Origin of the sequence: Paraburkholderia atlantica, from assembly GCF_000092885.1 — a bacterium.
GTDB classification, from domain to species: domain Bacteria; phylum Pseudomonadota; class Gammaproteobacteria; order Burkholderiales; family Burkholderiaceae; genus Paraburkholderia; species Paraburkholderia atlantica.
This window is the reverse complement of sequence record NC_014117.1, coordinates 1,580,019-1,593,600: the sequence shown is the minus strand read 5'-3', so window position 1 is coordinate 1,593,600 and position 13,582 is coordinate 1,580,019. Positions and strand designations below refer to the sequence as shown.

Below are 13,582 nucleotides of genomic sequence, written 5' to 3'. Positions count from 1 at the left end.
TGGAAGGCTCCGCGTGTTGTTCTACGTTGTGCACCGTGCAGCAGTTATCGTGCCTGGCGCGCGGCAGTGTGCGCTGTCGTGCCTCGTCGTTTTATCATGGCGCACGCTTTGCCGACAGACCGACCGATGCATTATCGCCGTCGCGCCGGCATCCGTAGCCACACTCTCCCCCACGACGTTCCAACCATGACCGATGTTCCCCTCGTCCTTGCCGACGGCATCGTGCGGCGTGATGCGCAGCGCGGCCAGACGCTGTTGCAGCCGACCACCTTCGCACTGCGCGCCGGCGAGCGCATCGCGATTACCGGACCGTCCGGCTCCGGCAAGAGCGTGTTTCTGCGCGCGCTCGCGCTGCTCGATCCGATCGATGCAGGGCGCATCGCGTGGCATGGTGCGCCGCTCGTGCGAGCGGCGATTCCGCGCTATCGGCGCGGCGTCGCGTATATCCGGCAGCGGCCCGCTCTGATCGACGGCAGCGTCGAAGACAATCTGCGCTATCCGTTCGAGCTGCGCGCGTATCGCGACGCGCGCTTCGATCGCGCGCGGGCGGCCAGGCTTGCGATGCAAGCCGGTCGCGGCGAGGACTTTCTCGGCAAGCGCGCAAGCGAATTGTCGGGCGGCGAAGCGCAGATCGCCGCGCTGATCCGGGTGCTGCAACTCGCGCCCGAAGTGCTGTTGCTCGACGAGCCGACCGCGTCGCTCGACCCGGCGTCGTCGCGCGCGATCGAAGCGCTCGTGCAGGCATGGTTCGATGCCGCGCCGGGCGCGCACGCATCGATATGGGTATCACACGATCTCGACCAGGCGGCACGCATGAGCGAACGGCATCTGACGATGCGCGCCGGCGTACTGGCGGAATCCACCACGGTGCGGCGCGACGCGGACCAACGCGATGCCGCGGACCTGCGTCGGGAGTCCCGTCAATGAGCCTGCAGAATCTGAGCTTGTGGGACGTCGCGATCGCGACGCTGCTGATCGTCGTGAATGGCGCGGTGTCGGTCGCGCTGAAGCTCGATCTCGAACGCAAGCTCGCATGGGCGGCGGTGCGCACCGTGGTCCAGTTGCTCGCGATCGGCTATGTGCTCGGCTGGGTGTTCAGTTTCGCTCGCTGGTACGTCGTGCTGCCGCTGATGAGCGTGATGACGCTGATCGCGGGTTTCGCCGGCGCGCAGCGCGGCAGCCACACCTATGCCGGCCAACGTGCGGACAGCGTGCTGTCGATCTGGGCCAGCTCGTGGCTCGTGGCCGCGGTGGGATTGTTCGTCGTGATCCGCATCCATCCGTGGTACGAGCCGCAATATGCGATTCCGATTCTCGGCATGATCCTCGGCAACACGCTGACCGGCGTATCGCTCGGCATCGAGCGGATGACCGAGGAGCTGACCGCGCGGCGCGACCGCGTCGACATGGCGCTCGCGCTCGGCGCGACGCGTTGGGAGGCTGCGCAGGCGCCGGCGCGTCAGGCGGTGCGCGCGGGCATGATGCCGACGTTGAACCAGATGGCGGTAGTCGGCGTGGTCAGTTTGCCGGGCATGATGACCGGCCAGGTGCTGGCCGGGCAGTCGCCATTGCAGGCGGTGCGCTATCAGATCGTCATCATGTTTCTGATCGCAGCGGCGTCGGCGCTGGGGACCGTGGGTGCGGTGCTGCTGACATACCGGCGGCTGTTTTCGGCCGAGCATCAGTTCTTGCCGGCGCGGCTTGTCGAGCGTGACGCACGCAAATGATGACTCACCGGAATGACGCGCTAACGCGTGCTACAGATCGCGCACGCGGCCATCACGCCGCGCGCGCCCGACCGTTCAACGCTTCGCGGTGATGGCGACCTCGGTGCCATCGTTCAGCGTCAGCGTTTTCGTCGTGCCGTTGACCGGCATCGTGAAACGCACGATCTGACTCACGCGCACATCGTTCGGACACTTGAGCGTCTTGCCGCCGTTCGTCACGGTTTTGACACCGTGCGGCGTCTGCGCCTGGAAGCTCAACTGTACGGTCGCGGTACCGTCGCTCGCGACCACTGGCGCGAGGCGGATCTGCGTCTGGCGGATCATCGCGCCATTCTCGTCGACCGGCAGCGACGCATAGTCCGGGCAGGCGTCGGTAGCGGGCACCGGACCGCCGGGCGGCACGGTCTTCCATGTGAAGTCGTCCGTTTCGCCCGAGCGGATCGTGCGGGTCTCCTGGGAATTGCCGAACTGTTTCGACGTGACGCGAACCGTGTAGCGGATCGGACCGTCGAGCGCGGCCTTGTTGGTCACCGTGATCGGCGTGGCTGCGTGAGCAGCCGGCACGAACGCGCAAGCGAGAGAAGCGACAACGGAAACGGCGGAGAGTTTGAAGCTGAAGCTCATACTGTCACCTCGTTGTTGTGCCGCTGCGCGCTCGCGTCGACGCGACTTCCCGTGCACTGTTCGCGCACTACCGAGGTCCGGCCGGTTCACACCGGCTGGCCTCGCCGCAAGACACGCAACCGTTTTGGCATGCTGCGTCGTCAGTCTAACGCCAAGCGCGCTGCCGCGCGTGTCGTGTCGGCTCGGGTGTTAACCCGCTTGCGGCGACGCGCTTTCTGCGCGTCGATTTCATCTCAAAAGCCAGTCAGCACCAGCTTGCCGATCGCGCGTCCTGCTTCGAGCAAGCCATGCGCGCGGCGCAGATTCTCCGCGTTGATGCGGCCCAGGTCCTGGCCGAGCGTCGTGCGCAGCGTGCCCGCGTCGACGAGGCGCGCGACCTCGGTCAGCAGCTTGTGCTGCTCGATCATGTCGGGCGTGCCGAACATCGAACGCGTGAACATGAACTCCCAGTGAAACGCAGCGCTCTTCGCCTTCAGCAAGTCGACCGGCACCGCGGCACTGTTCTCGACGATCGTGCAGATGCCGCCTTGTGGTTTGATCAGTTGGGCGGCAGCGGGGAAATTGCGGTCGGTGTCGTTGAAGATCAGCACGTAGTCGACCTCTTCGATGCCGATCTCTTTCATCTGTGCGGGCAGATCGCCGAAGTGATCGACGACGTGATCCGCGCCGAGCTCCCGCGTCCATTTCGCCGATTCGGGCCGTGACGCGGTCGCGATCACCTTCAGCTTGCCGAGCTGCTTCGCGAGCTGAATGCCGATCGAGCCGACCCCGCCCGCGCCGCCGAAGATCAGCACCGTGCGGCCTGCGTCCGCGCCCTGCGGCGATACGCCGAGTCGATCGAACAATGCTTCCCACGCGGTGATCGCGGTCAGCGGCAAGGCGGCTGCGTGCGTGAAATCGAGCGACGCCGGCTTGTGTCCGACGATCCGTTCGTCGACCAGATGAAACTCGCTGTTCGCGCCAGGCCGCGTAATGCTGCCCGCATAGAACACCGGATCACCGACCTTGAACAGCGTGACCTCGGGCCCGACCGCGACGACGGTGCCGGCCGCATCCCAGCCGAGCACGCGCGGCGTCTTCTCGACGCTGTCTTTCGGCGCGCGCACCTTGGTGTCGACCGGGTTCACGGAAATCGCTTCGACCTTGACCAGCAGATCGCGGCCGCTCGCTTCGGGTTTGGGGATCTCGACGTCGACGAGCGCTTCGGCGTGATCGATTGGCAGATAACGGTAGAGTCCGACGGCTTTCATGGCTGCTCCTTGTTGGTTCGGTTGATGTGCACGCATGACTCGAATCGTAAGACGGTTCTTATTCTTTTAAAACAGTCATAATCACTGAAACATTTTTTGGTTTCTCAGAATAATGAATGCTTCAAATCCGGCCGGCCGGCCTCTGCCCAGCGAGCGCGAACGGCTCGATCTGCTCGATGTCGCGCTGTTCGTGCGCGCCGCTCTGCTTGCCAACGTGTCGGCCGCCGGGCGGGAGTTCGGTTTGTCGGCGGCGGTCGCGAGCGCCCGGATCGCGCAACTCGAAAAGCTGCTCGGCGCGCGTTTGTTGCATCGGACCACGCGCCGCATCAGCCTCACCCAGGACGGTGAAGTGTTCATGACGCGCGCCGAGGCCCTGCTCGACGCGGCCGCCGCCGCGCGCGCATCGGTCGGGCGCGCGCAGGCCGAGCCACAGGGACGGCTGCGCGTGTCGATGCCGTCGTCGTTCGGGCGCCAGCATGTGTCGCCGGTGATCAGCGAGTTTTTGCGCCGCTATCCAGGCGTCAGCGTCGATCTGCGACTGACGGATCAGGTGGTCGACCTGGTCGATGCGGGCATCGATGTCGCGATTCGCGTCGGCGTGCTGAAGGATTCGTCGCTGGTCGCGCGACGGCTCGCGGTCAACCGCCGCGTGCTGTGCGCAGCCCCCTCCTATCTGGCCGCGCACGGCACGCCGCATCATCCGTCGGATCTCGCGCGGCACGAATGCGTGATCCTGTCGGAGCAGCGCGACTGGCGCTTCGTGACGCCCGCCGGCCCGCTCGACGTGCGAGTGAGCGGCCGCCTCGTCACCGACAACGGCGAGGTGATTCGCGACGCGCTGCTCGCGGGCTTCGGCATCGCGCTGAAATCGACATGGGACGTGGCGCCCCATCTGCGCAGCGGCGAACTCGTCAGCGTGCTCGACAGCTATCCGCTCGCGGACGACGTCGCGATCTGGGCCGTGTACCCGAGCCGCGCGTTCATGCCGCCGAAGACGCTCGCATTCATCGATTTTGTCGCCGCGCACTTCGGCGATCCGCCGTATTGGGATCGGCAGCCGGTTGGACTGGCGGGCGCGTAGACGTCCCGGCTGGTACGCGGCGTCAGCCCTTGCCGCTCTTCGCGCCGCCCTGCTTGCGATCCGAGTTCACATCGGCATGCGAGTCGTTCTGCGTGCGCTGCTGATATTCGCCGCCGCCGCGGCGGTCGGTATCCTGCAGGCCATGCTCGATATCCTCATGGGCCTGCTTGCCGACATGGCGCGGATGGTCCTCCTGCTGCGACTCCGGCTGCTGGTCGGTTTCATGCGGCAGCGGCGCCGCGGCTTCCTGCAACGACTTCGGGTCCTTGTTCGCGTGCGGGTCGGCTTGCGGGTCGCCATCTGTCGATTGCGGCAGGGTCTTCATTGCATTGCTCCTTCGCGAAACCGGTTCGCGCGCTGAGTGCGCACACCGAATTCGCGGGTTGGATTCAGCCACCCGGACGAGCGCTGATCACGCCACGCCCAGACGTTTTTTCATCGCCGCGGTGATGCGCTGACGTGTCTTCGCATAGTCGGCCCATGGGTCGCTTGCGAGGCCGTCCAGGCGTTCGTGGACGTTGCGGATACCCCATTGATCGCCGCTCGTCGTGCTCTCGAGTTCGTCCCACGCGAGCGGCACCGACACGCCGAGCCCCGGCCGCGCGCGCGCCGAGAATGCGGCCACCGTGCTAGAGCCGCGGTTGTTGCGCAGATAGTCGATGAAGATCTTCTTCTTGCGATTTTGCGCACCCATCTTCGCGCTGAAGTACTGCGGCAGCGTCGTCGCCATATGCTGCGCAACCGCCTGCGAAAAATCCTTGACTTCATCCCAACCGGCCTGCTTCGCGAGCGGCACGACCACGTGAAAGCCCTTGCCGCCGCTCGTCTTGACGAACGACTTCAGGCCCAGTTCGTCGAGCAGCGAGCGGGTCAGTTGCGCGGCCTCGACCATGCGTTGCCAGCCGAGCGACGGGTCCGGGTCGAGGTCGAACACCATCCGATCGGGCTTTTCGATATTCGACGCGACCGCATTCCACGTGTGAAATTCGACGGTGCCCATCTGCGCGGCACCGACCAGCGCGGCGAGCGTGTCGATCGTGATCAGCGCCGGATGGCCCGGGTCGAGTCCCTCGTGCTGCGTGACGTGCGGAATCGACAGCTTCTGGCTGTGCTTCTGGAAGAACAGCTCGCCGCCGATATCCTCGGGTGCACGCACCAGCGCGACGGGCCGCTCACGCAGATGCGGCAGCATCCATTCGGCGATCGATTCGTAGTACTGCACCAATTCGAGCTTGCTTGCACCGCTGCTCTTGTCGATCACGCGATCGGGATGCGAGATGCGCACGCCGGCGATTTCGCTTTGTGCGCGCGAGCGTGTTGCCGTGGTTCGGGCGGGCGCGCTTGCCGCCGCGGCGGGCGTGGCGTTCTTTGCGGTCTTCGTGGCTGCGCGCTTTTTCGGCGTGCCTGGTTGCTGCGAATCGTCGGTGGCGGTTTCGGTTTGCTGTTGCACGTCGGCTCCTTGTCGGGCAGTTTCCCTGACGATCTGGCGCGCCGGTTTGTCGCCGCGCAGGCTGACGAACGACGCCTGGCGTACGATGCCGTCGCTCGTCCATTCGGCGAAGTTGCATTCGGCAACGAGCACCGGCTCGACCCAATGCACAGGCGTGCGGCTGCGCTCGCGCGGCGCGCTCGCGAACGGCATGCGCTTGCTCGCGTGCGCGTCGAGCGCCTGCTTGACCGAGCGCAGCAGCGCGGCGTCGAAGCCGGTGCCGACGCGTCCCGCGTACTGCAACTGGCCGTCGGCGTCGTAGACTCCGAGCAGCAGCGCGCCGAACGCCTCGCGGCTGCCGGCCGGCTCCGAGTAGCCGCCGATCACGAACTCCTGGCGCCGCCGGCACTTCAGCTTGATCCACGACGGCGCGCGGCCCGACACATAGCGGCTGTCACGCCGCTTGCCGATGATGCCTTCGAGCCCCATGTCGCACGCGCTGTTGAGCAGCTCGCCGGCGCTGAACGCGAAGTCGTTCGAAAAGCGCAGCACGCGATCGTCGACGCCTTCGAGCAGCGCGCGCAGAATCGCGCGGCGCTGTTCGAGCGGTACGCCGCGCAGGTCGTAGCCATTCAGGAACGGTAGATCGAACAGATAGATGACGATGTCCTGCGGGCGATGTGCATCGAACGCGTTTTGCAGCAACTGGAAGCTCGGCACGTCGCGTTCGTCGAGCACGACCGCTTCGCCGTCGAGCCACGCGCTTTGCAGGTCGAGCCCAGCGATGGCCTCGATCTGCTTGCTGAACTTTGTGGTCCAGTCGTTGCCGTTGCGCGTGAAAACGCTGACGGCACCACCCTTCTTTTTTGACGCGTGGTCGATGCGCGCGAGCACCCGGTAGCCGTCGAACTTGATTTCGTACAGCCAGTCGCCGCCTGGCGGCGCGGTGTCGACGAGCGTCGCCAGCTCCGGGGTCAGGCTCGCGGGCAACGCGGCTTTGACCGCGCCTTCAATCGATGGCGATGCAGCGAGTTCGCGTAACGACTGCGCGGTACGGGTCGCGACGATGTCGGGGCGCTTGGGATCGGCTGTGGGGCGCGGGGATGCGGATCTCGCCGGCTTGCCCGCGTCCGTGGCTTTGCCGTCGCGCGACGTTTTCGCTTGCTTCGTTTTCCTGCCCTTCGAAGCGCCGTCGGCCAGCACGCTGCCCGGCAGCTCTTTCAACACGTCGTAGTCGCTCTCGTCGCGCGCTTCCTCGTCGCGCTCCTTGATCAGCAGCCATTGCTCCTTGTCGCCGCTGCCGCGCATATGGCTGCGTACCAGCGTCCAGCCGCCGTGCAGCTTCTCGCCGTGCAAATGAAACTTGAGCTTGCCGGCCGCATACGACCGCGCGGCTTCGGCCGCGCCGCCCGCCGGCTCCCACGTGCCGCGATCCCACACGATCACGGTGCCCGCGCCGTAGTTGCCGGGCGGAATCTCGCCCTCGAACGTACCGTATTCGACCGGATGATCTTCGACGTGCACTGCGAGCCGCTTGACCGACGGGTCCAGGCTCGGCCCCTTCGGAACCGCCCACGATAGCAGCGCGCCGTTCAGTTCGAGCCGGAAGTCGTAGTGCAGACGCCGCGCGTCGTGCTCCTGGATCACGTAGGACAGCGTGTCGGGCGCGGCACGCGCGGCGCTCTTGCGGGTCTTGCCGGTCTTGCTTGCCGCGCGCTTGCGGGTCGTCGCGCCGGCCGGCTCAGGCGTGTCCTCGAAACGGCGCTTGCGGTGATAGAGCTCGAGTCGGTCGTTCATGGCGATGACTCCGGTGCGTTGGCTGCGACAGGCGCGTGGGCCGCGCGCTCAGGCCGCCGCGCGCCGTTTGCGCGAGGTGGCCGTGGTTTTCGACGTGACGCGGGCACTGCCGCCGCTACCGCTGCGACTGCGCGCGGTGCTTGTCGCGCGAGCCCTTTTGCGCGCGGGTGCGGCTGGCTCTTCATCGGCCTCGCTATCGGTCTGATCCTCGTCCTCGTCGGCGGCGCGCTTGCGGCCCGTGGCCGCCTGCTTGCCCTTGCCGCGGCCGAGGCTGCGCTTGAGCAGATCGGACAGGTCGAGAATGTCGGCGGATTTGCGTGACTCGTGCGGCGCTTCGACTTCGGTGACCTCCTCGGTCTTGCCCGCCTGGATCTTGCGCTCGACGAGCGCCATGATGTCGTCGCGAAACGTGTCGTGATACTGCATCGGGTCCCACGTCTCGCTCATGTCGTAGATCAGCTTTTTCGCCATGTCGAGTTCTTTCGCCGACACGCCGGCGGCCTTCATGCCTTCGGGCGGCACCTTGAATTCGTCGAGGCCGCGCACCTCGTCGGCCCAGCGCAGCGTGTTCAGGGCAAGCATCGGACCAAGCGGAATCAGCGCGGCCAGATGCTGCTTGTTGTGCAACACGACACTCGCGACGCCGATCTTGCCCGACGCCGTCATCGCCTCGCGCAACAACGCATAGACTTTTTCGCCCTTGCGGTCGGGCGTCAGGAAATATGGCGTGTCGAGATAAAGAAACGAGATATCGGTCGCGTCGACGAACGCGAGGATGTCGACCGTCTGCGTCGACTCGGGATTCGCTGAGCGGATTTCGTCGTCCGACAGTACGACGTAGTGATCCTTCTCGTATTCGAAGCCGCGCACGATGTTCTCGCGGGTCACGTCCTTGCCGGTGCGCTTGTTGATCTGCTTGTAGCCGATCGGGTCGATCGTGCGCTTGTCCAGCAGATTGAAGCCGACCTTCTCCGACTTCGTCGCCGGATAGAGCTGCACTGGTACGTGGACCAGCCCGAAACTGATTGCGCCCTTCCAGATCATGTGTGCCATCGCGCGCTCCCCTGTCCCAAGGCCCTGAGATATCAGGCGAAGCAGCAAGCGTGCCCGCGTTTTAGCGCGCCTTACGCTGCTGCCACGCTTAGAGCATCAGCTGGTCCGCTCGGCCGCGTGCTGTCATGAGGCTGTAAGTCTTGCGACGAAGCGGCAAAACCTACGGCTATCTTGTCGCGCGCGCTCTACCCGGAGGTCGCATCATGGCTCGAGCAGGATCGGCACCGACGCAAACCCGCGGAACCGTACGCGCCCGCCCCGCGTCGGCTCGCCATCGACGCGATACGCCGGGAAGCGCTGTACGAAGCGCCCGATTGCAATGCGCGCCTCCAGTCGCGCCAGCGACAGGCCCGCGCACTGATGAATCCCGAACCCGAACGCGAGATGCCGGTTCGGGTCGCGGCGGATATCGAAGCGGTCCGGCTCGGCAAACTGCTCGGGATCGCGATTGGCCGCGCCGATGCACAGCGTGACCGGCGTGCCGCGCGCGACCGCGACGCCGCCGATCTCGGTATCGACGGTGGTCATGCGATTGCCGAGCTGGTTCGAACTCTCGAAGCGCAAACACTCCTCGACCGCGGTGCCGATCAACTCCGGCTCGCGCAGCAGCGCGGCACGCTCGTCGGGCCATTGGCTCAGCGTGACGAGCCCGTTGCCGATCAGGTTGGTGGTCGTTTCGTGCCCCGCGTTCAGGATGAAAATGCAGTTCTGCAGCAGCTCGGCTTCCGATAGCTGCTCGTCTGGGCCCTCCCCTTGAATGAGGCGCGTCAGCACGTCGTGCTGCGGATCGCCCGGCTCGCGGCGGCGTGTTACGACTAGGCCGCGCAGATAGTCGACGAATTCGCTGACCGCGCGATTGCCGCGTTCGAACTGCGCGTCGGTCAGCGACGGTTCGAGCGCACCGAGTATCGCGAGCGACCAGTCGCGCAGCGGTGCTCGTTCATCGTGCGGTACGTCGAGCAGATTGCCGATGACCTCGACCGGAATCGCCGACGCGAACTCGCCGATCAGATCGATCCGCCCGCGCTGCGCGGCCGCATCGAGCAAGCCGTCGACGAGCCGGATCAACGCGGGCTCCATCGCCGCGATCGCACGCGCGGTCAACGCGCCCGCGATCAGCTTGCGCACACGCGTATGGCGCGGTGGATCGTTGAACACGAGGCTCGTGGTGTGATGCGCGTAGAGCGGCGAGTCGCCGTATTTCGGGCGGAATTCGACGGTCTTGTCGGAACTGAAGATCTGCGGGTCGCGGTAGACCGCCTGCACATCGCGAAAGCGCGTCAGGAACAGCGAGCCGTCGGGCATGCGCCGGACCGGCTCATAGGTGCGCAGTGCGCGATAGATCGGATAGGGATCGGCGTAGAACGCGGGGCTCAGATCACGCAGATCGAAGTCGCGGGCAAGGGAGGAAGCGTCGCTGGCGGTTGGCGGGGTCATGCGTTGTCTCCGTGGGCCGTCTTGTTGCGCCTATGGATGGTGGGTGTGCGACCGTATTTGTTCGGCGACGACTGCACCACACGATTCGATGCGTCAGTATGAACCGCGCACTGCCAGAGCGCACAGCAAACCCGACCGCTGCAGCCGAGCGCGACGGCGCGACGCACAGAACCGATACAATAGCGGGATTTTCCGCGCGCCACGCGTCTCTTTCTTCCCGCGTCACTGGTCGTCCATGAACCTCGTCATTCAAAGCGTCGCCGCTCTTTCCGCCGACCACCACAAAACGCTCGTCGCGCTCGCGCGCGGCTCGCACGCCGCCGTCATCGACGAGAACGCGATTCGCATCGCCGACGCAAACCTCACGCAACGCGCTGACATCGAAGCGTATTGCTACACGCATCAACTCGACTACGCGTTTGTCGAAGCCGGCCGCCAGTTGCGCGACTTCGGGCTCGTCGCGATGGACATGGATTCGACGCTGATCACGATCGAGTGCATCGACGAAATCGCCGACTTCTGCGGGCTCAAAGCCGAAGTCGCGGCGATCACCGAGGCTGCGATGCGCGGCGAGATCAAGGACTTCAACCAAAGCCTGACGCGCCGCGTCGCGTTGCTGAAGGGGCTCGACGCCAGCGCGCTCGAGCGCGTGTACGAAGAGCGGCTGCAGTTGTCGCCGGGCGCCGAACGCATGCTGGCCGGCGCGAAACAGGCGGGCCTGAAAACGCTGCTCGTGTCGGGCGGCTTCACGTTCTTCACCGCGAAGCTGAAGGCGCGCCTCGGCCTGGATTTCACGCGGGCGAACACGCTTGAAATTATCGACGGCAAGCTGACTGGCAATGTGATTGGCGAGATCGTCAATGCCGACGTGAAAGCGCGCACGCTGCGCGAAACCTGCGCGGCGCTCGGCATCGAGCCGTCGCGCGCAATTGCGATGGGTGACGGCTCGAACGACCTGAAAATGATGGCCGAAGCGGGACTTTCCGTTGCATTCCGCGCGAAGCCGGTAGTGCGCGAAGCAGCCAGCGTGTCGTTCAATTTCGTTGGACTGGACGGATTGCTGCGATTGTTTTGAGGCTGGTGCTCGAGGGGTTCATTAGCGCGTCGGCAAGACGGTCGGGTCTGCTCGATATTCAGGGCCACAAAAAAAAGCCCGCCGGGAACATATCCCGGCGGGTTTCTCGAACAACCTATCGAATAGGGCTAGCGTATCAAGCCAGCGTAGCCAGGCTCTGCTCGATATCCGCGCGCAGATCGGCCTCGTCTTCGAGACCGATATAGAAACGCACCAGCGTGCCGCGGTGCGGCCACTGCGCCGCCGTGCGCATCGACGCGATGTCGTACGGCATCGCGAGGCTGTGCGCGCCGCCCCAGCTCCAGCCGAGCGAAAACAGTTCGAGCGATTCGCAGAACGTGTCGATCTGCGCCGCGCTGTACTGCTCGTCGAACACGACCGAGAACAGGCCGCCCGCGCCGGTGAAATCGCGCTTGTACACCTCGTGCCCAGGACAGTCGACGAGCGCCGGATGCAGCACCGCGACGATTTCCGGCCGGCTCTTCAACCACCCTGCGAGCGACAGCGCCGCGCGATCGTGCTGCGCAAACCGCAGTTGCATGCTCGGCAGGCTGCGCAGGATCAGCGAGCAGTCGTCCGAGGATACGCCGATGCCCATGCGCATACGCGCTGCCTTCAGCTTCACATGCACGTCGCGGTCGACCGTAATCGTCGCGCCCATCAGCACGTCGCCGCCGCCCGACTGATACTTGGTCAGCGCCTGCACCGAGATATCGACGCCGTGATCGAACGGCCGGAACGCGAGGCCGGCGGACCACGTGTTGTCGATCGCGGTGAAGACGTTGCGCGCGCGCGCCGCCGCCGTGATGGCCGGCACGTCGGGCACTTCCATCGTTACCGAGCCGGGTGCCTCGATCCAGATCAGGCGCGTGTTCGGCTGGATCAGATCGGCGATGCCCGCACCGATCAGCGGATCGTAGTAGCGCGCGGTGATGCCGAAATCGCGCGCGAGCCAGTCGCCGTGGTCGCGGTTCGGCGAATAGACGTTATCAGGGATCAGTACGTCGTCGCCGGCCTTCATGAGCCCGAAGTAGACGTTCGAGATCGACGACAGCCCCGACGGCTGCAGCAGCGCATGATTGCCGCCTTCGATCGCGGCGAGGCGCTGCGCGAGCGCGATCTGCGTCGGCGTCGCATGCAGGCCGTAGCGCCATTGCGCGTCGTTTTTCCAGTCGAGCGCGCGCATCGCCGCGAGATCGGGGAACACCACCGTCGACGCCCGCGTGACCGGCGTCGAGAACGATTCGAAGCCCGGCGTGATGTCGTCCTCGGCACGCACGATGCGGGTTTGCAGGCGGTGTTTGAGTTTGGATTCAGTCATGTAGAGCTCGATGAAAAACACAGGGAAGCGGGACTGAAGCAACGGCCGCGCCGCGCGATTCAGGGTGCCCGGCGCGCGCGCGTCAGTCGCCAGTTTGCAGGTTGCTGACGCCGCCCACCGGGTGCCCGCCGGCAGCGGGCGCCGGCGCGGGAGCCGCCGCTGCGCCGTTGCCCGCAGCCGGCTGCGGTGCCGGGGCGGCAGCAGCCTTGCCCGCCGCCGTGCCGGCCGAACTGGCCGCAGGTACCGCCTGCCCCGCCGCCAGCGGCTTCAGGTTGAATTCCTGCGGGTTCGAATCGTCGACGTTCATGCGGTCACCTTCGAGCGAGCCATCCGCCGCGAACTTGCCGACCCAGTTGCCGGTGATATGCGTGCCGTCGTTCGATTCCTCGACTTCGAGGGTATCGCCGACGCGATCGCCGGCGATCAGGATCACCTCGCCGTTATCGGCGTATTGATATTCGCCGTGCACGCCGGAAGGATCGTCGGTCTTGGGCCCGAGCCGCAGCACGATCGGCCGCGCGCCGAGCGTGCCCACGTAGCGCGGAAACTTCGCGAACTCGGGGCTCGGTTTCAGCGGCAGCTGGATCGGCGGCGGCGCGGCCAGCTCCTTGACCGCATCGCTCTCCGCCCACGCCTGCGACGGCATCCACAGCACCGTGCCGGCACACAGCAGCGCGGCGGCGCTTGCCACCACGCCGGCGCGCTGACGCAACGTGCGCGTTGCCGAACCCTTCGTCACTTTCGCTTCCCGCATCCTGTCGATCCTTGTTGCTGGTTCCTGCTTGCTA

At 65.7% G+C, this 13,582-nt stretch carries 12 protein-coding genes; 4 read left to right on the top strand and 8 right to left on the bottom strand.

Features of this window, described 5'->3' with window-relative positions:
• Positions 1-186: 186 nt before the first annotated feature.
• Positions 187-927, top strand: a complete 741-nt coding sequence (locus BC1002_RS07095; RefSeq protein WP_013089379.1) for an ABC transporter ATP-binding protein — start codon at positions 187-189, stop codon at positions 925-927.
• Entirely contained in the window at positions 924-1,727 is an 804-nt protein-coding gene (locus BC1002_RS07090) for an ABC transporter permease (RefSeq protein ID WP_013089378.1), read from the top strand. Before BC1002_RS07095 ends, BC1002_RS07090 begins: the two co-directional genes overlap by 4 nt.
• 75 nt (positions 1,728-1,802) lie before the next feature.
• On the opposite strand, the gene BC1002_RS07085 is transcribed toward BC1002_RS07090, so the two are convergent.
• A complete protein-coding gene (locus BC1002_RS07085) occupies positions 1,803-2,351 on the bottom strand; it encodes a DUF6013 family protein (RefSeq protein ID WP_013089377.1) in 549 nt (182 codons plus the stop codon).
• Positions 2,352-2,584: 233 nt separating this feature from the next.
• Positions 2,585-3,601 carry a zinc-binding alcohol dehydrogenase family protein gene (locus tag BC1002_RS07080; RefSeq protein ID WP_013089376.1) on the bottom strand — a complete coding sequence of 339 codons (1,017 nt, stop codon included), beginning with the start codon at positions 3,599-3,601 and terminating at the stop codon, positions 2,585-2,587.
• A 112-nt stretch (positions 3,602-3,713) separates the two neighbouring features.
• Here BC1002_RS07080 and BC1002_RS07075 point away from each other — a divergent pair, with 112 nt between their 5' ends.
• Complete coding sequence (locus tag BC1002_RS07075) at positions 3,714-4,682, top strand: LysR family transcriptional regulator (protein ID WP_013089375.1); 969 nt, start codon at positions 3,714-3,716, stop codon at positions 4,680-4,682.
• A 22-nt stretch (positions 4,683-4,704) separates the two neighbouring features.
• Here BC1002_RS07075 and BC1002_RS07070 read toward each other — a convergent pair whose 3' ends face one another.
• From BC1002_RS07070 to BC1002_RS07055, 4 genes are all read right to left on the bottom strand, one after another.
• Positions 4,705-5,007 (bottom strand): hypothetical protein, encoded by a 303-nt coding sequence (locus tag BC1002_RS07070; protein ID WP_013089374.1) that lies wholly within the window; start codon positions 5,005-5,007, stop codon positions 4,705-4,707.
• A gap of 87 nt (positions 5,008-5,094) precedes the next feature.
• Complete coding sequence (gene ligD, locus BC1002_RS07065; protein WP_013089373.1) at positions 5,095-7,908, bottom strand: DNA ligase D; 2,814 nt, start codon at positions 7,906-7,908, stop codon at positions 5,095-5,097.
• A 48-nt stretch (positions 7,909-7,956) separates the two neighbouring features.
• Positions 7,957-8,961, bottom strand: coding sequence for a non-homologous end joining protein Ku (gene ku / locus BC1002_RS07060; protein WP_013089372.1), 1,005 nt, complete (start codon positions 8,959-8,961; stop codon positions 7,957-7,959).
• 201 nt (positions 8,962-9,162) lie between these two features.
• Positions 9,163-10,398, bottom strand: a complete 1,236-nt coding sequence (locus BC1002_RS07055; RefSeq protein ID WP_013089371.1) for a cytochrome P450 — start codon at positions 10,396-10,398, stop codon at positions 9,163-9,165.
• A 235-nt stretch (positions 10,399-10,633) separates the two neighbouring features.
• On the opposite strand from BC1002_RS07055, the gene serB reads away from it, so the two are divergent.
• Positions 10,634-11,473 (top strand): phosphoserine phosphatase SerB, encoded by an 840-nt coding sequence (serB, locus tag BC1002_RS07050; protein WP_013089370.1) that lies wholly within the window; start codon positions 10,634-10,636, stop codon positions 11,471-11,473.
• A gap of 136 nt (positions 11,474-11,609) precedes the next feature.
• Here serB and BC1002_RS07045 read toward each other — a convergent pair whose 3' ends face one another.
• Both BC1002_RS07045 and BC1002_RS07040 read right to left on the bottom strand, forming a co-directional pair.
• Positions 11,610-12,794, bottom strand: coding sequence for a cystathionine beta-lyase (locus tag BC1002_RS07045; RefSeq protein WP_013089369.1), 1,185 nt, complete (start codon positions 12,792-12,794; stop codon positions 11,610-11,612).
• A gap of 82 nt (positions 12,795-12,876) precedes the next feature.
• A complete protein-coding gene (locus BC1002_RS07040) occupies positions 12,877-13,548 on the bottom strand; it encodes a hypothetical protein (RefSeq protein WP_013089368.1) in 672 nt (223 codons plus the stop codon).
• Positions 13,549-13,582 lie beyond the last annotated feature (34 nt).